Source organism: Vibrio sp. K4 (assembly GCF_051122595.1).
Classification (GTDB): Bacteria; Pseudomonadota; Gammaproteobacteria; order Enterobacterales; family Vibrionaceae; genus Vibrio; species Vibrio owensii.
In genome coordinates this window covers 2,487,953-2,511,813 of record NZ_CP178577.1, presented here as the reverse complement: position 1 = coordinate 2,511,813, position 23,861 = coordinate 2,487,953, and the positions used below count along the sequence as shown (strand labels likewise).

Below are 23,861 nucleotides of genomic sequence, written 5' to 3'. Positions count from 1 at the left end.
GTCGTAGAGTATCATTTAAAAACAAAAAGTTTGAGATGGAGATGAGCATATGACGGGGATTCTTGACTCGGTGAATCAGCGTACGCAACTCGTCGGCCAAAACCGATTGGAACTACTCACTTTTCGGTTGATGGGACGACAGCGCTACGGCATTAACGTATTCAAAGTAAAAGAAGTACTACAGTGCCCTAAGCTGACTTCGATGCCAAACCTACACCCGCTAGTGAAAGGTGTCGCTCATATCCGTGGCCATACCGTGTCAGTGATTGACTTAAGTTTGGCAATCGGTGGCCGTCCAACGACAGATATCGACAAATGTTTTGTTGTGATTGCTGAATTCAACCGTACTATCCAAGCGTTTTTGGTGTCTTCGGTTGAGCGCATTATTAACATGCACTGGGAAGCGATTTTGCCGCCGCCTGATGGTGCTGGTAAAGCGCACTACCTAACAGCGGTAACAAACATCGACAACGAGCTAGTAGAAATTCTGGACGTTGAGAAAATCTTGGCAGAGATTGCACCAGTAGACGAAACCATGGATTCAAGCATCGGCGAAGAGATCGCAGTTGCTGAACAAGAGAAGCCAATCGTGCGCCGCGTATTGATCGCGGATGACTCGACGGTAGCGCGTAAACAGGTTGAGCGTGCAATTACTTCAATCGGTTTTGAAGTTGTCTCTGTGAAAGATGGTAAAGAAGCGTACAATAAGCTGCTTGAAATGGCACAAGAAGGTAGCATCTACGATCAGATCTCTTTGGTCATTTCAGATATCGAAATGCCAGAGATGGATGGCTACACACTAACGGCCGAAATTCGCCGAAATGCAGATTTGAAGAACCTTTATGTTATCCTGCACTCCTCATTGAGTGGCGTCTTCAACCAAGCGATGGTTGAGCGCGTAGGTGCTAACACCTTCATTGCGAAATTTAACCCAGATGAATTGGGTAACGCGGTTAAATCTGCATTAACACAATAAAAGAGACATTAATGACTGCTATTACAATCAGTGATCAAGAGTATCGTGACTTTAGCCGTTTTCTAGAATCACAATGTGGCATCGTATTAGGTGACAGTAAACAATACCTAGTGCGCAGCCGACTGAGCCCGCTTGTGACAAAGTTCAAGCTGGCGTCGCTGTCGGATTTGCTACGTGATGTCGTGACAGGCCGCAATCGTGAACTACGCATTGCCGCTGTTGATGCGATGACGACTAACGAAACATTGTGGTTCCGAGATACTTATCCGTTCACGGTATTAGCTGACAAACTGTTGCCGGAGATGGCGGCAAACAAGCGACCAATCAAAATTTGGTCGGCTGCGAGCTCTTCAGGCCAAGAACCTTACTCAATGGCAATGACCATTCTGGAAACGCAGCAGCGTAAGCCGGGTTTATTGCCAAGCGTGTCGATCACCGCGACGGATATTTCAGCAAGTATGTTGGATATGTGCCGTGCGGGTGTTTACGATAATCTTGCCTTGGGTCGTGGTCTTTCGCCTGAGCGTCGTCGCACCTTCTTTGAAGATGCAGGCGATGGCCGCATGAAAGTGAAAGACAACGTAAAACGCCTAGTGAACTTCCGTCCACAAAACTTGATGGAGAGCTACGCGTTAATGGGTAAGTTCGACATCATTTTCTGTCGTAACGTACTGATTTACTTCTCACCAGAGATGAAGTCGAAAGTACTGAACCAAATGGCAAACAGCCTAAACCCAGGTGGTTACCTACTGCTGGGTGCGTCAGAATCACTGACGGGTTTGACAGACAAATTTGAGATGGTGCGCTGCAACCCAGGTATTATTTACAAGTTAAAGTAACGACAAGCTAAAATAGCGGACTCTTTTAACCACTTCAAAAGCCTGACCTTTGTGTCAGGCTTTTCTTTTTTTTCCCCACTTTTCCCGTTTCATTCTTGCTTCCTTTTTCTCCCTCTCTGCTGTAAAAGCCAGCGTCATTTTTGCCTATGGGCAGGCATCGGGTGTATATTTTTTAGTGAGCCGAGCTGATTACTTGGCTCGATATGACATTTCATCAATCACTTTGGCTTGCTTATTGCAATCCATTACCTCGATAACTGAGGCGGCAAAACGGCATGTTCTATTTTTGGCACGATAATTGCTTTTTAGTTATTAATAACGGTCAGTTCTTAATGTAGAGGCAAACATGGCTATATCTTTTGACAACGCACTAGGCATCCACCAGTACACGGTGGGCGTACGTGAGCGCAACGCGGAGGTGATTTCCACCAACATCGCGCAAGCTAACACGCCTGGCTACAAATCAAGAGGTTTAGATTTTGCTAAGGAATTGCAGGCGGCAACATCTGGGGCAAGCATTGGTCTTAGCCGCACAGATGGTCGGCACATTCCTGCCACTACGACGTTGGTCGGGGACAAACTATATCGTCTTCCTACGCAACCAGATACGGGCGATGGCAACACGGTAGATTTGGATTTAGAGCGTAACTTATTTATGCAAAACCAAATCAGACACCAAGCATCACTCGACTTTCTAGGCAGCAAATTCAAGAACTTAACCAAAGCAATCAAAGGGGAATAATTTAGATGAGCTTATTTAACGTTTTCAATGTGACAGGTTCCGCAATGAGCGCTGAATCCGTTCGTCTGAATACTACCTCAAGCAACTTGGCGAACGCCGACAGTGTCAGCAGCTCTGCGAAAGACACTTACAAAGCGCGTCATGCTGTATTTGGTGCAGAGTTAAGTAACGCCATGCGTGGCGGTGATACGGTGCCAGTGAAAGTGATGGGTATTGTAGAAAGCGACAAACCGCTGAATGCGGAGTACAACCCAGACCATCCCCTTGCAAACGACGAAGGCTACATCTACAAGCCTAACGTCAATGTAATGGAAGAAATGGCAAACATGATTTCGGCTTCTCGCGCATACCAAACCAATGTGCAAGTAGCGGATTCTAGTAAACAAATGCTGCTGCGTACGCTGCAGATGGGTCAATAAGGATAAGGAGGTAGCGTATGGCCGGAATTAACAACGTTGGTCAAAGCGGCTTGTCCTATATCGACCAGCTTAAGAGCCTACAAGAGAACAAGAAGACTGAAGAGAGCACAGGTAAGCAGGACCTGAAACAGGAAGACTTCCTATCTTTGCTCACTAAGCAATTGTCTCAACAGGATCCTTTTAAGCCGGTAGGTAATGACCAGATGATTGCGCAAATGGCGTCATTTGCGACCGTAGATGGCATCGGCAAGATGAACTCTCAGTTCGAGAGTTTGAACTCGTCAATGACATCAAACCAAGCGTTACAAGCTTCCTCTTTGGTTGGTCGTGACGTGTTGGTCCCTGGCGCGGCGGGTGTAAAGCAAGACAATGCAACAATGGCGGCAATGGTTAAGCTTGCACAACCTCTCGACAACCTGTTTGTTCGAGTGGAAAACGAAGCGGGCCAATTGGTGCGTACTTTTGAGGTAGGTGCGAAACCAGCCGGCGACACTCGTGTGCTTTGGGACGGTAATGATGAAAACGGAAATCCAATGCCTGCTGGCAAATACAATGTGAAAGCGTCTGGCTTGGTAGATGGGGAGTCGCAAGAGTTCCCAGTGTCTACTTACGCGAACGTGAACAGTGTATTGCTAGGTAAGGGCGACGGAAACGTATTACTCAATCTGGCAGGTTTTGAATCGCCAGTTCGACTTGCAGAAGTATTGGAAGTCGGCAAAGCGTAATTCAATAGCGCGTCAGGTTAGGAGATTTTGGAATGTCATATGTATCTTTAAGCGGTTTGTCCTCCGCTCAACTGGATTTGAACACCACCAGTAACAACATTGCGAACGCCAACACGTACGGCTTTAAAGAGTCTCGTGCGGAATTCAGCGATGTGTACTCAAACTCTTTGTTCACTAACGCAAAAACCACTCCGGGTGGCGGTGCGCAAGCGAACCAAGTGGCGCAACAGTTCCACGAAGGTTCAAGCATTTACACCAACAACCCAATGGATTTGCGTGTATCGGGTACAGGTTTCTTCGCGGTAGCGAAAGATCGCCTTATCCCACAGCAAAATGAAATGACACGTAATGGTGCATTCCATTTGAACAAAGAAAACTACATGGTAACGGCGAACGATGAGTTCCTACTTGGTTACCAAGTAAATCCTGAGTCTGGTGAGGTATCGTCTTACGAGCCACAACCAATCAATATCCCTGCAGAATTTGGTAAGCCAAAGCAAACAGCGAACATTGAAGTGGGTGTGAACTTACCGGCTAATGGTGATTTGAAAGATCCGACTCAGTTTGATTTCTCAGATCCAGATACATACAACCGTTCGACTTCTTCAACGATTTATGACTCGATGGGTCAGTCTTACAAGTTAACGACTTACTACTTGAAAGACCAAACTCAGCCGAACACGTGGCAAACTTACTACACAGTGACAGACAAAGGCGGTGAGAAGCCATTGAACGTTGCTAACGGTGATGCTGCAACGCCAACGGGTCATGTTGGTCACACGATGAAGTTCAACAACGATGGTACATTAGCAAGCCTAAATAACGGTCAGCCAATCACATCGGTAGCGTTGGGCGATCCTGCGACAAACACTAACCCAGTGGATTTAAACGGTGCGGATCCTGCGCAAACACTTAACTTTGGTTTAGGCTCAGCGACTCAGTTTGCTGCACCATTTGAACTGACTAAGTTCGATGAAGATGGCGCGACAACGGGCTTCCTGACTAAAGTAGACTTTGATGAAAACGGCAGCGTATTGGGTACTTACTCAAACGGTGAAAACGTAACATTGGGTCGTGTGGCGCTAGTGCGTGTTCCAAACGAGCAAGGTCTGGATAAGAAAGGCGGCACTCAATGGGATTCAACTCAGTTCTCTGGTGACAAGATCTGGGGTGAATCAAACAAAGGCTCTTTCGGTACTATCAACAACGGTATGCTAGAGCAATCAAACATTGATATGACTCAGGAGCTGGTGGATCTGATCTCTGCTCAGCGTAACTTCCAAGCGAACTCACGTGCGCTAGAAGTACACAACCAGCTACAACAAAATATCCTGCAGATTCGTTAGAGCACTCGTTAGTTAGCTCTATCATCTGCTTAATCAAACGCTGCGTGCACTTGCCGTATCGTTTGATGACATCATGACATTCATCTGGTGCTCAACCTGAAAATACCTCAGTTCAGGTTGGGCATGCTTTGATCTCTGACTTGCCGCTGTTGCCGCTAGACGGATCAAAACATTGCCTCTCTCTTGGTTGATTCATCCTGAATTGCCATCTGAAAACTCTCAATTTATATTCAAGCTTTTGATTAATAACATTATTTTAATGTTGGCATAACTATTGCTTTTACTCCCTTGTACAGAGAACTTTTGGAGTAATTTATGGATCGCGCACTGTTTCTCGCAATGAGCGGCGCCAAGCAAAATATGCAGGCCCTGCAATTGCGTGCCAACAACCTGGCAAACGTGAGTACAACTGGCTTCCGTGCTGACTTAGCACAAGCTCGCTCTATGCAAGCTTATGGTGAAGGTTTGCCTTCACGTGTATTCAGCATGACAGAACGTCCAGGACATAACTTTGCGCAAGGCAGTGTGATCACAACCGGTCGTGACCTAGATATTACGGTAGAAGGCAGCGGCTGGATTTCTGTTATGGACCAAACTGGCAAAGAAGGTTTGACGCGTAACGGTAACCTAAAAGTGGATCAAAACGGCTTGCTAACGAATGCAAGCGGTCATGTGGTGTTGGGCGAAAACGATGCGCCAATTACCTTGCCAATCCCAGTCTCCAAAATCGAAATCGGTCGTGACGGCACCATCTCTGTACTGCCTCAAGGTGCGCCGGCTGAAGAATTAGAAGTGGTTGATCGTATCAAGCTTGTACGCACAGACGATCAAAACTTGTTTAAAGATACCAATGGCTTATTCCGCCATAAAACTCCAAACCAGCCTTACGAAGCAGACGGCTCTATCAGCATCCAAACCGGTGCGATTGAAGGTAGTAACGTGAATGCCGTAGGTGAAATGACCGCTCTGATTGACCTTCAACGTCAGTTTGAAATGCAGGTCAAAATGATGAGCACCGCTGAAGAGATGGATAAGTCTTCAGATTCATTGCTTCGTATGAGTTAACAGAGTTAGAGGTTCACAATGCATCCAGCACTATGGGTAAGTAAAACAGGTCTAGACGCCCAACAGACCAACATCGCAACGATTTCGAACAACTTGGCGAACGCCTCAACCGTAGGTTACAAAAAGAGCCGTGCGGTATTTGAAGATTTGTTCTACCAAAACATCAACCAGCCAGGCGGTCAGTCTTCTCAGAACACGGAACTGCCAAGTGGCTTGATGCTGGGTGCCGGCTCTAAAGTGGTTGCGACGCAAAAAGTGCACACGCACGGTAACGCGCAAACCACCACTAACGCACTCGATATGATGGTGGAAGGCGATGGCTTCTTCCAAGTAACTTTGCCAGACGGCAACATCGGTTACACCCGTAACGGTCAGTTCACGCTAGATGGTGAAGGTACGCTAGTGACTTCTGGCTCTGGCTACCCTGTAGAGCCGGAGATTGTGATTCCTGAAGACGCAATTTCAATCACTGTTGGTACAGACGGTGAAGTCTCTGTACGTATTCGTGGTGAGCAAAACAACGTTGTAGTAGGCCAGCTAACTATTACTGATTTTGTAAACCCTGGTGGTCTTGAGCCAATCGGTCAGAACCTTTACCTACCAACCGGCGCAAGCGGGGACCCACAAGAAGGTGTCCCTGGTCTTGATGGTTTGGGCGAAATTCGTCAATCCATGCTTGAAGCATCTAACGTGAACGTAACCGAAGAGCTGGTCAACATGATCGAAGCTCAGCGCGTGTACGAAATGAACTCAAAAGTTATCTCATCGGTCGACAAGATGATGAGCTTCGTTAACCAGCAGTTGTAATCACTAAGATCGGGATTTAGGGAGCCAATGATGAAACGTATTTGTCTACTTGCACTTATCACGACCATGTCTGGTTGTGCGATGCTAGAGCCGATTGAAACCGACGAAGTCAGTCAAGCGACAACGGTGGTGGATGCGGTTGAAGGCGATAAGTCGAAAGAAGAGAGCAGCGGCATCATTGATACTTTGCGCGGCAGAACCGATCCGGTGGCAGGCGATCCGGCATGGGCTCCGATTCACCCTAAGCAAAAACCAGAGCACTATGCGGCAGCAACGGGCTCTTTGTTTAGCACCGAGCACATTACCGACCTATACGACGATTCTAAGCCACGTGGCATCGGCGACATCATTACCGTAACACTCGACGAAACGACTCGTGCGACTAAGAGTGCCAACGCCGATCTATCAAAAACCAACGATGCGAAGATGGAACCTCTGTCTGTCGGTGGTCAAGAGCTGCAAATTGGCGGCAAATACAACTTCTCGTACGATCTGAACAACACCAACACCTTTGCCGGCGACTCTTCGGCTAAGCAAAGCAACAGCATCAGCGGTTACATCACGGTAGAAGTCATTGAGGTGCTGGCAAACGGCAACCTAGTGATCCGCGGTGAGAAGTGGATGACGCTGAACACGGGTGATGAGTACATTCGTCTAAGCGGCACAATTCGCCCTGATGACATCAATTTTGACAATACTATTGCGTCAAATCGCGTATCTAACGCAAGAATCCAATATTCTGGCACGGGCTCACCACAAGATATGCAAGAGCCAGGTTTCTTGGCACGATTCTTTAATGTAGCCCTGTAAGACGTCGAAATGGCGGCAAATTGACTGCAAGAGATTGAGTAAGCATGAAAAGAATCCTATTAGCACTGTTGAGCGTTGCGCTATTTGCAACCACAGCCCAAGCCGCACGTATTAAAGACGTCGCGCAAGTGGCAGGTGTGCGTAGCAACCAACTTGTGGGTTATGGCTTGGTTTCAGGCTTACCGGGTACGGGTGAGTCAAACCCGTTTACAGAACAAAGCTTCGCGGCAATGCTGCAAAACTTCGGCATTCAAATGCCGCCGGGTACCAAACCAAAAATTAAGAACGTTGCCGCTGTTATGGTAACGGCAACATTGCCGCCATTTTCAAAACCGGGTCAGCAAGTGGACGTCACGGTCTCTTCGATCGGCAGTGCAAAAAGTTTGCGTGGTGGCACCTTGCTACAAACCTTCCTAAAAGGTCTAGACGGCCAAGTGTACGCCGTCGCACAAGGTAACTTAGTCGTGAGTGGTTTCAGTGCAGAAGGCGCTGATGGCTCTAAAATCGTGGGCAACAACCCAACGGTTGGTCTTATTTCAAGCGGTGCAACCGTAGAGCGTGAAATTCCAAACCCATTCGGACGTGGTGACTACATCACATTCAACCTGCTTGATTCTGACTTTACCACTGCACAGCGTATGGCGGATGCGGTAAATAACTTCCTTGGTCCTCAAATGGCTAGTGCGGTTGACGCGACTTCTGTTCGTGTCCGTGCTCCACGTGATGTGAGCCAACGTGTTGCCTTCTTATCGGCAATCGAAAACCTAGAGTTTGACCCTGCGGATGGCGCGGCGAAAATCATCGTGAACTCTCGTACCGGTACGATTGTGGTCGGCAAGCATGTTCGTCTGAAACCTGCGGCAGTGACCCACGGTGGCATGACGGTAGCAATCAAAGAAAACCTTAATGTGAGCCAACCAAACGGCTTCTCTGGTGGCCAAACGGTTGTTGTGCCGGACTCTGACATCGAAGTGAATGAAGAGAAAGGTAAGATGTTCAAGTTCGAACCGGGTTTGACACTGGATGACCTTGTCCGTGCGGTGAATGAAGTCGGTGCAGCTCCGTCTGATTTGATGGCAATTCTGCAAGCATTGAAACAAGCTGGTGCCATTGAAGGCCAGCTGATCATCATCTAATCGATTAGGAGTGAAATTATGGTCAACAATCCTAACGATATCGGTTTTATTCATGACATCAGTTCCCTTGATACCCTTCGTCAAAAAGCGGTGAAAGAGGGCAAAGATGGTGAGCATGAAGCATTGCAAGCGGCCGCTCGTCAGTTCGAATCGATCTTTACTTCGATGATGCTGAAGTCGATGCGCGAAGCGAACGAAGGCTTTGAGTCAAACTTAATGAACAGCCAAAACGAAAAGTTCTACCGTCAAATGCTGGATGAGCAAATGGCGAGTAACTTGAGTGCATCGGGTTCGATGGGCTTGGCTGACATGATTGTTAAGCAGTTGACGGTTGGGCAAGGCGACGACAAGGCTGAAACAGCCATGCGTGATGCAGCAAACAATGCTGTGGAATACCGTCGTGTGGATCCGAAGAAAGCACGTGAAATTGAGCAGCGCTTGATTGAATCAGGTCAGCTATCACGACCGGGTTCAGAGCCCTCACGTTTTGATTCGCCAGAGTCTTTTGTTAATTCAATGAAGCCATACGCAGACCGTGCAGCAAAAGCTTTGGGTGTTGAGCCTTCACTGCTATTGGCTCAAGCCGCGCTAGAAACAGGCTGGGGGCAAAAAGTCGTTAAGAACGCACGTGGCAGCAGTAACAACCTGTTTAACATTAAAGCTGACCGTAGTTGGCAGGGTGATAAAGTGACGACTCAAACGCTAGAGTTCCATGACAAAACACCTGTTAAAGAGACGGCGGCATTCCGTTCTTACTCGAACTACCAAGACAGCTTTAACGACTACGTTCGCTTCTTGAATGAGAACCCGCGCTACGAGACTGCCCTCCAGCAAGGCGGTGATTCTGAGTCCTTCATTCGTGGAATTCACAGCGCAGGGTACGCAACTGACCCAAGCTACGCAGACAAAGTTCTGCAGGTAAAACAAAAAATCGAGAGTATGTAATTCAATCCGATTACGAATGCTTGATGTACATTTTGAGAAGGCTTGCCACAGTGCAAGCCTTTCTTTTTTCGTGCTTTCTCTTTCTTTTCTAAACTGGCACACCTTTTGCTAATTGCTAACTAGGTGATCGGTCAATACCGATTTTATTTCGTTTTTGGGGGCATGTATGGCGTCAGATTTGTTGAATGTAGGTACACAAAGTGTGCTTACCGCTCAGCGACAGTTGAATACGACTGGTCATAACATTTCTAATGCGAATACAGAGGGTTACAGCCGTCAGTCTGTTATCCAAGGCACCAACGATCCGCGTCAATTTGGTGGGTCAACTTACGGCATGGGCGTGCATGTGGAAAATGTTCGCCGCTCTTGGGATGAGTTTGCCGTTAAAGAGCTAAACCTTTCCACCACGAATTACGCCAGTAAGCTTGATAATGAGAAGAACCTTGATCTGCTCTCAAGCATGTTGTCTTCGGTGGCATCGAAAAAAATCCCAGAAAACATGAACGAATGGTTTGATGCGGTAAAAACCATGGCGGATACCCCAAATGACATGGGTGCGCGCAAAGTCGTGTTGGAAAAAGCCAAATTACTCAGCGATACCCTAAACGAATTCCATGAAACTGTGCGTCAGCAATCCGATGTGGCCAATAAATCACTGGATATGGGCATTGAACGCGTGAACCAACTTGCTGTTGAGATCCGCGATGTTCATCGATTGATGATGCGTACTCCTGGTCCCCATAACGACTTAATGGACCAACATGAAAAACTGATCAAAGAGCTTTCTGAATACACCAAGGTGACGGTAACGCCACGTAAAAATTCGGAAGGCTTTAATGTCCATATCGGCAATGGACACACCCTTGTTTCGGGAACAGAAGCCAGCCAATTGAAGATGATTGATGGCTCACCAGATGTTCATCAACGTCGCCTTGCGATGGTTGAAGGTGGTGGCATTAAAGCCATCAAATCAGACGATATTGACGGCAAAATTGGCGCGTTACTTAAGATGCGTGACGAGCACATTCCACAAGTGATGGATGAGCTTGGCCGCTTAGCGACGGCGTTTTCTAGTGAAGTAAACCACCTGCAATCGCAAGGCTTGGATCACTACGGTAATGTGGGTGATCCGTTGTTTACCGATGTGAACTCAGAGCGACTAGCCAAATCTCGTGTCGTTGCAGGCCCTCAATCGACGGCTGATATGGCGGTTTACATCAATGATATCAGCGCACTGAAAGGTGGCGAGTACTCATTACGCTACGATGGCGACAGCTACGCCGTGACTAAGCCAAATGGTGAAACCGTTAAGCTTAATACTGATGCTGGTAATGCGCTCTACATCGACGGTATGCGGGTTGAAGTTCGTAACGAGCCTAAAGTCGGTGAGCATGTGTTACTTCGTCCTACCCGTAGTAGCGCAGCGCAAATGAAAGTTGAAACCACGGATCCAAAAGCCATTGCTGCGCAAAGTTATGAAGCGTCGACGACCTTTGCTCAAGGTAATGCCAAATTTGAGATTGTTGATGCGGGTGACTTACGTGAATTTGAAGTGGTTGTTTCTCCAACCGGAGACCAATTTGCGGTAACTGATACCAAAGGCAACGTGATCATGGCGCCCCAGCCATATCCACCGACCGGACCGGTTTCAGTCAGTTTGCCGAGCAATCATCCCGCTTATAAAAACGGCGGCGCAACCGTATTTGAGTTAAGTGCGGGCGCATTAGCGAACGATAAATTTACCGCGAACCTAGTGCCATCTGAAGGTGACAACGGCAACTTGCGTAAGATGCAAAACATCCAAACCGACAAGAAGATGAACGGCAATGAATCGACGATCATGAGCTTGTACTTCAACTTGAACACTGATGTGGGTTTGAAAACGTCAACCGCAAGTCGACTCGCCGATGTTGCTCAGTTAGAGAGTGAGGCAGCACAAGAGCGCGTGGCGTCGATATCGGGGGTAAACCTCGATGAAGAAGCGGCAAACATGATGAAGTTCCAACAGGCGTATATGGCCTCTTCTCGTGTGATGCAGGCAGCCAATGACACCTTCAACACCATTTTGCAGTTGCGATAAAGGAGGCCTTAGATGTTAACGCGAATTTCTAGCTTCCATAACTACCAGTCAGTGCAGAACGACCTGCGCCGTCAGGAAAACAAAGTTCACCATAATCAGGAGCAATTGGCTTCTGGTAAACAGTTGACCAAGCCGAGTGATGATCCACTTGCGACGCACTATATTCAGAGTATTGGTCAACAAGAAGAGCAGTTAAAACAATACCTTGATGCCATTGTTCTGGTTCGTAACCGACTAGAAAACCAAGAAGTGGTGATTGCCAACGCTGAGCAATTTACTGATGAGTCGAAACGCATCTCGATGGAAATGATCAACGGTGCGTTTTCTCCGGAAGACCGTGCAGCGAAAAAGCGCGAACTGGAAGAGATTGCAAACAACTTCTTGGCGTTAGTGAATACTCAAGACGAATCAGGCAACTACGTTTTTGCTGGTACGAAACCGAAATCGCAGCCTTTCTTTCGTGATTACGACGGCAGCGTGGTTTATACCGGTGACGATTACCAACGCAAGATGAAGATCGCCAGCAACATTGAGCTCGGCATCAACTATCCGGGTAATCATCTGTTCTCGGAGATCCCAAACCCGTTTGGTGATTTCGAGCCGCAATACGATTTACAAGAAGGCTCTGAGCTGTTGCTTGGTCAAGCAACGAGTGCGTCAGAAGATAACTCAAACTACAAAGTGACCTTTGTGGACATGAGTAACGGCAAGTTTGGTTACCAATTGGAAAAAGATGGCAGCGTCGTACAAGTCGATGACTACTCGCCAATTGACGGCATCCAGTATGAAGGCATCAATATTCAGCTGAAAGGACAAGTTTCCGCAGGGGATAGCATTACGCTAGAGCCGCGCCAAACCTTCAGTGTTTTTGATGCATTTAAAGAAACCATGCAGTGGTCGGAAAGCTCAGTATCTGACGCATCGGCGACAGCAAAGCTGCATCAAATGACGGAAGAATTCCAAGCAGCGTTTGTTCACATGAACAAAGTCAGAACCGATTTGGGTGCTAAGTTGAGCACGCTCGATATTCAAGAGCAAAACCACGAAGATTTTAATTTGTCTCTGGCAAAAGCGAAGAGCAATTTTGAGGACTTGGATTACTCCAAGGCAGTGATTGAGTTCAGCGAGAACTCACGCGCGTTGCAAGCCTCACAACAGGCATTTGGTAAAACCAAAGACCTGACATTGTTTAACTATATTTGATGCGCCTACCGTTTATCCGGTGAGCTCGATATTTCAACCGTTCGATTTTAATGCCTTATGTGCCAAGCCTTAAGTGCGAGAAATCAACGAAAAATACCGAGTAATGCGAGCCAAGCGGCATGATTTGACCGAAAGCGGCAATCAAGCCAACGGTAATCCGGGCGGCAATAAAGAAACAGCGATTCGGCAACACAACAAAATATGAGTAAGGCAAGGCTCTTGCCCCGTATGCCCTATAACTTGTTGTTTATTTGTTCATTATTAAAAGAATAAATAGTTTGAAACAAGTTGGCATACAAATTGTATTGATGTTGTCAGAACAGACTTACGAGATTCTAAACCCTGCCATAGGGCAGATTTAGCAAGTAATTTTTTACGGTCAGTGCTTATCCAAATGAGAGTAAAGCTGGCCGCTTCGCAAAAGCTTGCGAACTCAACAGGAGAGCAAAATGGCTGTAACAGTTAGTACTAACGTCTCCGCGATGACCGCGCAGCGTTATTTAAACAAGGCGACCAACGAGCTAAACACCTCGATGGAACGCCTATCATCTGGTCACAAGATTAACAGTGCAAAAGACGACGCGGCAGGTCTACAGATCTCTAACCGTCTAACGGCTCAGTCTCGTGGTCTAGATGTGGCAATGCGCAACGCAAACGACGGTATCTCGATTGCCCAAACGGCAGAAGGGGCGATGAACGAAGCGACTTCAGTGATGCAACGTATGCGTGACTTGGCGATTCAATCTGCAAACGGTACTAACTCTCCTGCGGAACGCCAAGCGATCAATGAAGAATCATCAGCGTTGACGGATGAGCTTAACCGTATCGCAGAGACGACTTCATTTGGTGGTCGTCGTCTATTGAACGGTTCGTTCGGTGAAGCGGCATTCCAAATCGGTTCAAGCTCTGGTGAAGCGATGATCATGGCACTAACTAGCATCCGTGCGGATGACCAGCGTATGGGCGGTGTGACTTTCTTCTCTGAGAATGGCAAAGACAAAGATTGGGGCGTGGATCCAACTAAAGCGGATCTAAAAATCACGCTTCCAGGTATGGGTGAAGACGAAGACGGCAACCCAGACGATCTAGAAATCAGCATCAATGCGAAAGCAGGTGATGATATTGAAGAGTTGGCAACGTACATCAACGGCCAATCTGATATGATCAATGCATCGGTAAGTGAAGACGGCAAACTACAAGTGTTTGTTGCGCACCCGAACGTACAAGGCGAGATTTCAATCTCTGGTGGCCTAGCATCGGATCTAGGTCTAAGTGATGAAGCGGTACGTACATCAGTGCAAGATATCGATATGACAACCGTGCAAGGTTCTCAAAACGCGATTTCTGTACTGGATTCAGCGCTTAAGTACGTCGATTCACAACGTGCTGACCTAGGTGCAAAACAAAACCGTCTAAGCCACAGCATCAATAACTTGGCAAACATCCAAGAAAACGTTGATGCATCGAACAGCCGAATTAAAGATACGGACTTTGCGAAAGAAACAACGCAAATGACCAAAGCTCAAATTTTGCAACAAGCAGGTACTTCGATTCTTGCTCAAGCGAAACAGTTGCCAAACTCTGCGATGTCACTATTGCAGTAGTTTACCTAGCCTGTATTCAATACATTCAGACGTGGATGGGAATGCAGGCTTATGGCAAGCAACTTTATAATAGAATGTGCGGCTCTCTCATCTCTCACCTGCCAATCATTTTCAATGTAAAGTTGCACCCGGTGTGCCGGTTATGTGTTCATTTCTCTTGATCTCCACATAGGCTCTGGCTACCAACCTAGCCCCAGTTCTCTCAAAGGAAAAGGGGCTTTTTCTTTTCTATCTCCCAGATAAAACATTCCTTTCTTTCATCTAACTCACTGCTTTCTAGCTGTTTTTGGTTGTTCTTTGCTCAATTTAGAGCGCTCGGCTTAAGTTGCAGAAACTTGAGGCTTTTTTTCTACTTTTCTCTCATTTTTCTAGCCAAATCTCGCAAATTCACTTTTTTTGATTTTTTTCTAAAGCTTCTGAAATCCGAGTCGTTAATAGAAGTAACTTTGAGAGAACTACTTGGTTTTCCGAGACGTCGGAAACCGCTACATCGGAAAATCAATTGGAGAAATCACCATGGCAGTGAATGTAAACACAAACGTATCAGCGATGACCGCTCAGCGTTACCTAAACAACGCAAACTCAGCACAACAAACTTCTATGGAGCGTTTGTCTTCAGGTTTCAAAATCAACAGCGCGAAAGACGACGCTGCGGGTCTTCAAATCTCGAACCGCTTGAACGTACAAAGCCGTGGCCTGGATGTGGCTGTTCGTAACGCGAACGACGGTATCTCTATTGCACAAACTGCTGAAGGTGCAATGAACGAGACAACTAACATCCTGCAACGTATGCGTGACTTATCTCTTCAATCTGCGAACGGCTCTAACTCAAAATCTGAGCGTGTTGCGATTCAAGAAGAAGTAACGGCACTAAACGACGAACTAAACCGTATCGCTGAAACGACATCTTTCGGTGGTAACCGTCTACTTAACGGTACTTACGGCACTCAGTCTTTCCAAATCGGTGCGGATAACGGTGAAGCAGTAATGCTTAACCTAAAAGACATGCGCTCAGACAACAAAATGATGGGCGGCGTGAGCTACCAAGCTGAAAACGGTAAAGACAAAAACTGGAACGTTGAAGCGGGCAAAAACGACCTGAAAATCAGCCTGACTGACAGCTTTGGTCAAGAGCAAGAAATCAACATCAGCGCGAAAGCGGGTGACGATATCGAAGAGCTAGCGACGTACATCAACGGTCAAACTGACCTAGTAAAAGCGTCAGTAGACCAAGATGGTAAGCTGCAAGTTTTCGCTGGTAACAACAAAGTAGAAGGCGACGTTGAATTCTCTGGCGGCCTATCTGGTGAGCTAGGTCTAGGCGACGGCAAGAAAGTAACGGTTGATACTATCGACGTAACATCAGTAGGTGGTGCACAAGAATCTGTGGCTATCATTGATGCGGCATTGAAATACGTAGATAGCCACCGTGCAGAGCTAGGTGCTTTTCAAAACCGTTTCAACCACGCAATCAGCAACTTGGATAACATCAACGAGAACGTGAACGCGTCGAAGAGCCGTATCAAAGATACCGACTTCGCGAAAGAAACGACTCAAATGACCAAGTCACAAATTCTATCGCAAGCGTCAAGCTCAATCCTTGCGCAAGCGAAACAAGCGCCAAACTCAGCGCTAAGCCTACTAGGTTAATTAACCTAATACGACGCGATACAAAAGCCAGGCTCACCCCTGGCTTTTTGCCTATTCAAATCATGCATTAGGTACACCGAATAGGGCAGGTGACAAGGAGTTCGTATCGATTAGATGGTCTCTTTAAATACCAATGTCACTGCGATGATGACGCAGCGGCACCTCAGTCATGCAGCTGAGCAAAACATAGAGTCTCAGCGAAACCTTACCTCGGGTTATCGGATTAATTCCGCCAGTGATGACGCTGCAGGTCTGCAAATCTCCAATACTCTTAATGTTCAAACAAGAGGGCTTGATGTCGCCTTGAGAAATGCGCACGATGCGTATTCGGTGGCACAAACTGCAGAAGGCGCTTTGCATGAGAGCAGTGATATATTGCAACGCTTGCGCTCTCTGGGGCTTCAAGCGGCAAACGGCAGTAATGACTCCAGTGATCGGCAAAGTATTCAATACGAGGTCGTAGCGCTGCAAGATGAGCTTGATCGTGTCGCGATCACGACGACATTTGCAGATAAAAACCTATTTGATGGCTATTACGGCTCGCAAAGCTTCCATATTGGTGCGAATGCCAACTCTATCTCTCTGACACTGCGAAATATGCGCAGTCACATCCCGGAGATGGGAGGGCAGCATTATGTTGGTGATGCAGTCGATAAAGATTGGCGAGTCACTAAAGATAATCAAACCCTTAAATTTGAATACCAAGACAATAAAGGGCAAACCCAAACAGAATCTATTGGGCTCAAGCTAGGAGATCGCATCGAGCAAGTTGCTACTTATATCAATGCGCAGCAATCGATAGTGAGTGCCTCTGTGACTGAAAACAATGAACTGCAATTCTTTGCCTCGACGCAGAATGCACCTGAAGGTGTAACGTTAGAGGGCCGTTTAGCGGATGAGCTTGATGTTAGTGCTGGTGGTTTAGTCACGATGGACGACATCGATATGTCGACTGTTGGCGGGGCACAGCTTTCAATTGGAGTGATTGATGCGGCAATTAAGTATGTTGATTCACATCGAAGTGAAATAGGTGGCTTCCAAAACCGGGTGAGTGGCACGATGGATAACCTTAATACGGTGAACCGAAGTGTGACCGAATCAAAAGGGCGGATACGAGATACGGATTTTGCTCGAGAATCGACGGAGATGGTACGCTCACAAGTGTTGCAAGATGCGACTACCGCATTGTTAGCCCAAGCGAAGCAGAGACCGAGCTCGGCACTTGGCTTGCTAAGTTAAATGGGTTGCAGCGATGAACATCGCTCAGGAACAAAAGTTTCAGGTAACAAAAAACGCTGCCAATGGCAGCGTTTTTTTCGTGTTGGGCTAAGTAAAAATTACTTAGTTACACGTAGAACTGGAGTTTCACCAACAGTAACAGAACCAGAAAGCTTGTTCAGCTCTTTGATTTCGTCCATGTTAGAGATAACAACTGGAGTTAGCGTTGATTTCGCTTTCTCTTCTAGAAGAGCTAGGTCGAATTCAATTACAGTGTCGCCAGCTTTAACAGTTTGACCTTCTTCAGCGATACGCTTGAAGCCTTCGCCTTTAAGTTCAACAGTATCGATACCGAAGTGAACGAAAAGCTCAACACCGTCGTCAGACTCGATAGAGAACGCGTGGTTCGTTTCGAAGATCTTACCGATAGTACCGTTTACAGGAGCTACCATTTTGTTACCAGCAGGTTTGATAGCAATACCATCACCAACGATTTTCTCAGCGAAAACAACATCTGGCACATCTTCGATGTTCACGATCTCACCAGAAAGTGGTGCGATGATTTCGATTGCACCTGCGTCAGCGCTGTCGTCAGATACTAGCTTCTTAAGTTTGTCAAACAGACCCATTGTGTCATGCTCCTAACGTTTTATTTAATTCTGTCGAATTATAGTATACCAATCTTTCGAGATAGACGACTTTTTTTAACCGCCTATCTCATTGGAATTAGTTGATTATTGAGTTTTCTCTGCAATGAACTTTTCTACAACTGCTTCGATTTCTGCTGCTGTTGGTAGAGAAAGTGCTTCTTCAGCCATTGCTTTCACTTCTGCGAAGTTAGAGTTACGGATAACTTTCTTAACTTTAGGGATAGAGATACCGCTCATTGAGAACTCGTCTAGACCCATACCTAGAAGTAGAAGTGTTGCACGCTCATCACCTGCTAGCTCACCACACATACCAGTCCACTTACCTTCAGCGTGAGAAGCGTCGATAACTTGCTTGATCACAGTAAGTACTGCTGGTGATAGTGGGTTGTATAGGTGAGAAATCATCTCGTTACCACGGTCAACCGCTAGTGTGTACTGAGTTAGGTCGTTTGTACCGATAGAGAAGAAAGCAACTTCCTTCGCTAGGTGGTGTGCGATAGCTGCTGCAGCTGGAGTCTCAACCATTACACCGATTTCGATGTTTTCGTCGAATGCATGACCTTCAGCGCGCAGTTCTGCTTTGTACTCTTCGATCGCTTTCTTAAGCTCACGGATTTCTTCAACAGAGATGATCATTGGGAACATGATACGTAGTTTACCGTGTGCAGATGCACGTAAGATACCACGTAGCTGGTCACGTAGGATTTCACGACGATCCAAGCTGATACGTACTGCACGCCAGCCTAGGAACGGGTTCATCTCTTTTGGAAGATCCATGTATGGAAGATCTTTGTCGCCGCCGATGTCCATAGTACGGATGATCACAGACTCACCATTCATTGCTTCCGCAACTTCTTTGTAAGCTTGGTATTGCTCTTCTTCAGTTGGAAGTGCATCACGGTCCATGAACAGGAATTCAGTACGGTACAGACCAACACCTTCGCCGCCGTTACGGATGATACCGTCACAGTCTTTAACAGTACCGATGTTACCGCAAACTTCTACGCGGTGACCGTCAGTTGTTTCTGCGTGTAGGTCTTTCAGCTTCGCTAGCTCTTCTTTTTCAGCGATGAATGCAGCTTTAACTGCTTTCGCTTCTTCTAGTTCCGCTTCTGAAGGGTTGATAACGATTTTGTTGTTCATCGCATCAAGAATCAGCATGTCGCCGTTCTTAACTTGCTTAGTGATGTCGTTAGTACCAACGATAGCTGGAAGCTCAAGAGAGCGAGCCATGATTGAAGTGTGAGAAGTACGACCGCCGATGTCACAAGCGAAACCAAGAACGTAATCTAGGTTGATTTGTGCAGTTTCAGATGGCGTTAGGTCGTAAGCTACTAGGATAACTTCTTCATTGATGTCGCTTAGCGAAACAATGTTGATGCCTAGAGCGTTCTTAACGAAACGAGAACCGATGTCACGGATGTCAGTTGCACGTTCTTTCAGGTATTCGTCGTCTAGCGATTCAAGAGCACATGCTTGCTCTTCGATAACTGAATGAATTGCGTGGTCCGCAGACATTTTGTCGTTTTTGATAAGTGCTAGGATTTCTTCTTCTAGCTCTTCGTCTTCAAGAAGCATGATGTGACCTTCAAAGATCGCTTCTTTTTCTTCGCCAAACGTTTCAAGCGCTTTTTGCTTGATAGTTTCTAGTTGAGCAGAAGATTTGTTACGAGCGTCAAAGAAACGTGCAACTTCTGCTTCTACTTGATCATCAGAAATAGTGTTTGTGTTTAGGACAATTTCATCTTCTTGAAGTAGTAGTGCTTTACCGATTGCAATACCTGGAGATGCTAGGATGCCTGAAATCATAGCCTTACCTTAAGTTGGTCAACTTTATAAAACGGGAGAATAATGGGTGCGCTAACGAATAGTATTAGCTTAGTTTTGAGCCTATTTCCAACGAAGCCATTTTGCTTTCACAAAATGGCTTCTGAAATAGGAGACCGAATTAGTGTAGTTGGTCCATTAGAGCAACTAGGTGGTCAACTGCTTGCTGAGCTTGTGGGCCTTCAGCTGAGATAGTAACTAGAGTACCTTTTACTAGGCCTAGTGTTTGTAGCTTGAATAGGCTCTTAGCGCTAGCGCTTTTACCGTTAGAAGTCACAGTGATGTCCGCGTCGAATGCTTTAGCTTCTTTAACGAACTGTGCAGCTGGACGAGTGTGAAGACCATTTTCTGCTGTGATTTCTACTTGCTTCTCGTACATGTGATATACCCCAATAAATGTATTTTTTTGTTAGTTTGTGACTGAGTTTTAGCTTAACTGCTTTACACCTTGTGCGCTAGCACGGGAGAGTTCAAAGCGTGTCAGAACTGATACTAGTCAAAAGTTTGGTGATTGCGCAACTGTTTGCGTGCGTAATCACTCTGAAACCTTTTTGGTTTAGATTCTTTATTTTGAACCTAAAAATAAAACACCCTGATATTACCAAAGGTGGGGCAGGGATCAACAAAAAAGCCCCTGAACGGGGCTTTTTTAAACGAAAAATTGATTTGACCACATATTACTGTTGGTTCTCTTTCTCGGTAAAGATGCCGGCAAATAGTGCCGTACTTAGGTAACGTTCACCAGAGCTTGGAAGAACAGTTACAATCGTTTTTCCTTCAAATTCAGGTAGTTCTGCAAGGCGGTTTGCCGCAACGACCGCTGCACCTGAAGAAATGCCCGCTAGGATACCTTCTTCTTCCATTAGGCGACGAGCCATCTCAATCGCTTCTTCAGACGTTACTTGCTCAACACGGTCTAGAAGTTCTAAATCTAAGTTACCAGGGATGAAACCAGCGCCGATACCTTGGATTTTGTGAGGAGCAGGTTGGATTTCTTCGCCTGCTAGCGCTTGCGCAATCACTGGTGATTCTGCTGGCTCGACCGCAACAGAAGTGATGGCTTTGCCTTTTTCACCTTTGATGTAACGGCTTGTACCTGTGATAGTACCGCCCGTACCAACACCTGCTACGAATACGTCGATTTCACCGTCTGTTGCTTCCCAAATTTCAGGGCCCGTTGTCTTCTCATGAATCTCTGGGTTTGCAGGGTTGTTGAACTGTTGTAGAAGCAGGTATTTGTCTGGGTTGCTTGCTACGATCTCTTCTGCTTTCGCAATCGCGCCTTTCATGCCTTTTGCTGCTTCTGTTAGTTCTAGGTTTGCACCTAGCGCTTTAAGAAGTTTACGACGCTCAAGGCTCATTGATTCAGGCATCGTTAGTGTTAGCTTGTAACCGCGAGCTGCTGCTACGAATGCAAGCGCAACACCTGTGTTACCACTGGTTGGCTCTACTAGCTCAACGCCTGGCTTGAGCGTGCCTGCTTTTTCAGCTTCCCAAATCATGTTTGCACCAATACGGCATTTAACGCTGAAGCTTGGGTTGCGCGCTTCGATTTTCGCTAGAACTTTACCCTTGCTCACTTTGTTTAGGCGAACTAGAGGTGTATTACCAATGGTAAGAGAGTTGTCTTCGTAGATCTTGCTCATAGTGATGTTCCTTCATTACACGTTTTGTGAATATGGATAGAAGAATATGCGGTATAAAAAAAAGGGAAAAGGATTAAAAAGTTATATCTTATGAGGTTGGTCAAGAAATCCACAAAATAACTGAGGAGGCACATTCGTCCTCCTCAATTGGTTTAAAAAGCCACCTATTATTGATGCTTAAATTCGGTTACCCACATCGCGGTTGCGCCACAGACTGCAACAGGCATAACGATAAGATTGAGAATTGGGATAGTCGTGAATACAGAAACCAACACACCAAAACCATAGGCCTTACCTTGCTTTTGTTTCAATTTGTAACGCATGTCGTTGAAAGGGACTTTATGGTTATCAAATGGATAGTCACAATATTGAATCGCTAACATCCATGCGGTGAAAATAAACCACAGAAAAGGTCCAACAGTTTGACCTAATGCTGGGATGAGCAAGAGTAGAAACAAGCCTATCGCTTTTGGTAACACGTAAAGTAGTTTGCGCCATTCACGGGCCATCACGCGAGGTACATCCTTGATGAGTGCCGCAAAGCCGTCGTCATTGACCTTTTGTCCTGTAAGAGACTCTTCTACTTTCTCTGCCAACAACCCATTAAAAGGCGCAGCAATGAAGTTGGCTAATGTACTAAAGAAGTAGGAGAACGTGGCCAGAATGGTCAACACCAATATTGGCCATAAGATGTAGGTGAGCCAAGAGAGGAACTCTGGCAGCTTACCAATCCAATTCTCGATCCAAACATCGAGATGGGAAAATAAATAGAAGATAGCGCCCCCAACAAGCAAGATGTTGGCAAGCAGCGGCAAGACGACAAAACGTCGGATCTCTGGGGAGAGAGCTATTTGAATTCCGTATAGGAAGTAACCGAATCCGGTTCTAGGCTGATTATTCGACTTCATATCCATTTTGTTTCTTGTAAGTGAAAACTCATTGTACCTGTGGATGCTTTTCTTTCAATGCCCTAACAATTTGGGTCTTGTAAAGTGGAATCGTGGCAAGAATCACAACAAAAAGCGGAACTTCTTGCATTAAGTTGTTCTAAACCTACATATAGTTTTGGTAAAGTAAAAGCATCATTCGGATTTATTGCACTTGGGTTACTGCTCAAGGATGTGCGAGTAGTAAGAACAAGTAGATTGAGAGTAAATAATGCAGGAATTGCGATTCGTACTCATTGTTGTTGGCGCATTAGCCATCGCCGCATTGCTATTTCATGGTTTGTGGACAAGCAAAAAAGAAGGCAAAGCGAAATTTGGTAACAAGCCGCTTGGTAAGTTGGACGTTGACCAAGAGGATAAAGACTCCCTAGATCAAGAGCGTGAAATTGCTCCTGCTCCAGAAGACGATTTCGAAATCATCCGCAAAGATCGTAAAGAGCCTGATTTTGGGATGGAAAGTTCTTTCGACAACAAATTTGCCTCTGATCCGCTGATCGATGATGTTCTTGATGTTAGAGAAAAAGAACACAAAGAAGAGCGCGAAATCCCTGCTTTTGTCGCAACGAAGAAAACCGAAGACGAATTAGAACCTGTTCTGCAAGAGCCAGTACAGTCGTCTGTTGTTGAAGAAGAAATTATTGAACCAGTCTTTGAAGCTCCTGAAGTACCAGAAGCGCCAGTTATGTCAGAAGTCGAGGCGACACCGGTAATGGCTGAAGAAGTGATTGAAGAGCCAAAACCAGAACCTGAAATGCAAGTGATTGTATTGAACGTTCATTGCGCTGGCGATGAGCCTTTCATCGGCACTAAGCTGTTCGATAGCATGCAGCAAAATGGATTGATTTACGGTGAGATGAATATTTTCCATCGTCATGTTGATTTATCAGGCAATGGCAAAGTGCTATTTAGCGTGGCCAACATGATGCACCCAGGTACGCTAGAACACGGTGACCCAGCTGAATTCAGTACTAAAGGTATTTCGTTCTTTATGACGCTACCTTGTTATGGTGAAGCAGACCAAAACTTCAACCTTATGCTGCGTATTGCACAACAAATCGCTGACGATATGGGCGGTAACGTTTTGGATGATCAACGTAACTTGATGACACCAGATCGATTAGCCTCATATCGACGTCAAATAGTTGAGTTTAATGCTGCTAGCGCATAACCTTAACACCAAATAATGATAGGGCTCCGTTAGGAGCCCTTTTTCTTAGATTCCCAAC

23 protein-coding genes are annotated in these 23,861 nt (G+C 46.2%); 17 read left to right on the top strand and 6 right to left on the bottom strand.

Annotated elements, in window-relative coordinates:
- Nucleotides 1–49: 49 nt before the first annotated feature.
- From ACLIIY_RS11175 to flgL, 13 genes are all read left to right on the top strand, one after another.
- Nucleotides 50–976 (top strand): chemotaxis protein CheV, encoded by a 927-nt coding sequence (locus tag ACLIIY_RS11175; protein WP_005425637.1) that lies wholly within the window; start codon nt 50–52, stop codon nt 974–976.
- Nucleotides 977–987: 11 nt separating this feature from the next.
- Nucleotides 988–1,815 (top strand): protein-glutamate O-methyltransferase, encoded by an 828-nt coding sequence (locus tag ACLIIY_RS11170; protein WP_005438646.1) that lies wholly within the window; start codon nt 988–990, stop codon nt 1,813–1,815.
- 346 nt (nt 1,816–2,161) lie between these two features.
- Nucleotides 2,162–2,557: a flagellar basal body rod protein FlgB gene (gene flgB, locus ACLIIY_RS11165; RefSeq protein WP_005425594.1), complete on the top strand. Its 396-nt coding sequence runs from the start codon at nt 2,162–2,164 to the stop codon at nt 2,555–2,557.
- A gap of 5 nt (nt 2,558–2,562) precedes the next feature.
- The gene (gene flgC, locus ACLIIY_RS11160; protein ID WP_005425613.1) at nt 2,563–2,976 is read left to right on the top strand and encodes a flagellar basal body rod protein FlgC; all 414 of its coding nucleotides are present in this window, start codon (nt 2,563–2,565) and stop codon (nt 2,974–2,976) included.
- 17 nt (nt 2,977–2,993) lie between these two features.
- A complete protein-coding gene (flgD, locus tag ACLIIY_RS11155; protein ID WP_005425626.1) occupies nt 2,994–3,701 on the top strand; it encodes a flagellar hook assembly protein FlgD in 708 nt (235 codons plus the stop codon).
- 32 nt (nt 3,702–3,733) lie between these two features.
- Nucleotides 3,734–5,047 (top strand): flagellar hook protein FlgE, encoded by a 1,314-nt coding sequence (gene flgE, locus ACLIIY_RS11150; protein ID WP_009705674.1) that lies wholly within the window; start codon nt 3,734–3,736, stop codon nt 5,045–5,047.
- A 315-nt stretch (nt 5,048–5,362) separates the two neighbouring features.
- Entirely contained in the window at nt 5,363–6,112 is a 750-nt protein-coding gene (locus ACLIIY_RS11145) for a flagellar basal body rod protein FlgF (protein ID WP_005425588.1), read from the top strand.
- A gap of 18 nt (nt 6,113–6,130) precedes the next feature.
- Entirely contained in the window at nt 6,131–6,919 is a 789-nt protein-coding gene (flgG, locus tag ACLIIY_RS11140) for a flagellar basal-body rod protein FlgG (protein ID WP_005425600.1), read from the top strand.
- Nucleotides 6,920–6,949: 30 nt separating this feature from the next.
- The gene (gene flgH / locus ACLIIY_RS11135) at nt 6,950–7,729 is read left to right on the top strand and encodes a flagellar basal body L-ring protein FlgH (protein ID WP_005425645.1); all 780 of its coding nucleotides are present in this window, start codon (nt 6,950–6,952) and stop codon (nt 7,727–7,729) included.
- A 44-nt stretch (nt 7,730–7,773) separates the two neighbouring features.
- Complete coding sequence (locus ACLIIY_RS11130; RefSeq protein WP_005425633.1) at nt 7,774–8,865, top strand: flagellar basal body P-ring protein FlgI; 1,092 nt, start codon at nt 7,774–7,776, stop codon at nt 8,863–8,865.
- 18 nt (nt 8,866–8,883) lie between these two features.
- Nucleotides 8,884–9,810, top strand: a complete 927-nt coding sequence (gene flgJ, locus ACLIIY_RS11125) for a flagellar assembly peptidoglycan hydrolase FlgJ (protein WP_434527620.1) — start codon at nt 8,884–8,886, stop codon at nt 9,808–9,810.
- 166 nt (nt 9,811–9,976) lie between these two features.
- Nucleotides 9,977–11,890 carry a flagellar hook-associated protein FlgK gene (gene flgK / locus ACLIIY_RS11120; RefSeq protein ID WP_005438656.1) on the top strand — a complete coding sequence of 638 codons (1,914 nt, stop codon included), beginning with the start codon at nt 9,977–9,979 and terminating at the stop codon, nt 11,888–11,890.
- 12 nt (nt 11,891–11,902) lie between these two features.
- Complete coding sequence (gene flgL / locus ACLIIY_RS11115; RefSeq protein ID WP_434527619.1) at nt 11,903–13,093, top strand: flagellar hook-associated protein FlgL; 1,191 nt, start codon at nt 11,903–11,905, stop codon at nt 13,091–13,093.
- A 55-nt stretch (nt 13,094–13,148) separates the two neighbouring features.
- Here flgL and ACLIIY_RS11110 read toward each other — a convergent pair whose 3' ends face one another.
- Complete coding sequence (locus tag ACLIIY_RS11110) at nt 13,149–13,307, bottom strand: hypothetical protein (protein ID WP_155398236.1); 159 nt, start codon at nt 13,305–13,307, stop codon at nt 13,149–13,151.
- Nucleotides 13,308–13,542: 235 nt separating this feature from the next.
- On the opposite strand from ACLIIY_RS11110, the gene ACLIIY_RS11105 reads away from it, so the two are divergent.
- From ACLIIY_RS11105 to ACLIIY_RS11095, 3 genes are all read left to right on the top strand, one after another.
- Entirely contained in the window at nt 13,543–14,697 is a 1,155-nt protein-coding gene (locus ACLIIY_RS11105) for a flagellin (RefSeq protein ID WP_334422831.1), read from the top strand.
- A gap of 516 nt (nt 14,698–15,213) precedes the next feature.
- Complete coding sequence (locus ACLIIY_RS11100; RefSeq protein WP_434527618.1) at nt 15,214–16,347, top strand: flagellin; 1,134 nt, start codon at nt 15,214–15,216, stop codon at nt 16,345–16,347.
- A gap of 114 nt (nt 16,348–16,461) precedes the next feature.
- Nucleotides 16,462–17,586: a flagellin gene (locus ACLIIY_RS11095; protein WP_434527617.1), complete on the top strand. Its 1,125-nt coding sequence runs from the start codon at nt 16,462–16,464 to the stop codon at nt 17,584–17,586.
- A gap of 98 nt (nt 17,587–17,684) precedes the next feature.
- On the opposite strand, the gene crr is transcribed toward ACLIIY_RS11095, so the two are convergent.
- The 5 genes from crr to cysZ form a co-directional block, all read right to left on the bottom strand.
- Nucleotides 17,685–18,194 (bottom strand): PTS glucose transporter subunit IIA, encoded by a 510-nt coding sequence (gene crr / locus ACLIIY_RS11090; protein WP_005425608.1) that lies wholly within the window; start codon nt 18,192–18,194, stop codon nt 17,685–17,687.
- Nucleotides 18,195–18,299: 105 nt separating this feature from the next.
- A complete protein-coding gene (gene ptsI / locus ACLIIY_RS11085) occupies nt 18,300–20,024 on the bottom strand; it encodes a phosphoenolpyruvate-protein phosphotransferase PtsI (RefSeq protein ID WP_045481555.1) in 1,725 nt (574 codons plus the stop codon).
- 139 nt (nt 20,025–20,163) lie between these two features.
- Complete coding sequence (locus tag ACLIIY_RS11080; RefSeq protein ID WP_005436894.1) at nt 20,164–20,421, bottom strand: HPr family phosphocarrier protein; 258 nt, start codon at nt 20,419–20,421, stop codon at nt 20,164–20,166.
- Nucleotides 20,422–20,719: 298 nt separating this feature from the next.
- Nucleotides 20,720–21,688 carry a cysteine synthase A gene (gene cysK / locus ACLIIY_RS11075; protein ID WP_005436896.1) on the bottom strand — a complete coding sequence of 323 codons (969 nt, stop codon included), beginning with the start codon at nt 21,686–21,688 and terminating at the stop codon, nt 20,720–20,722.
- 167 nt (nt 21,689–21,855) lie between these two features.
- Complete coding sequence (gene cysZ, locus ACLIIY_RS11070) at nt 21,856–22,596, bottom strand: sulfate transporter CysZ (protein ID WP_009707253.1); 741 nt, start codon at nt 22,594–22,596, stop codon at nt 21,856–21,858.
- Nucleotides 22,597–22,846: 250 nt separating this feature from the next.
- Between cysZ and zipA the strand changes: the two genes are divergently transcribed.
- On the top strand, nt 22,847–23,803 hold the full coding sequence (gene zipA / locus ACLIIY_RS11065; RefSeq protein WP_434527616.1) for a cell division protein ZipA: 957 nt from the start codon (nt 22,847–22,849) through the stop codon (nt 23,801–23,803).
- The last annotated feature ends 58 nt before the right edge of the window (nt 23,804–23,861 follow it).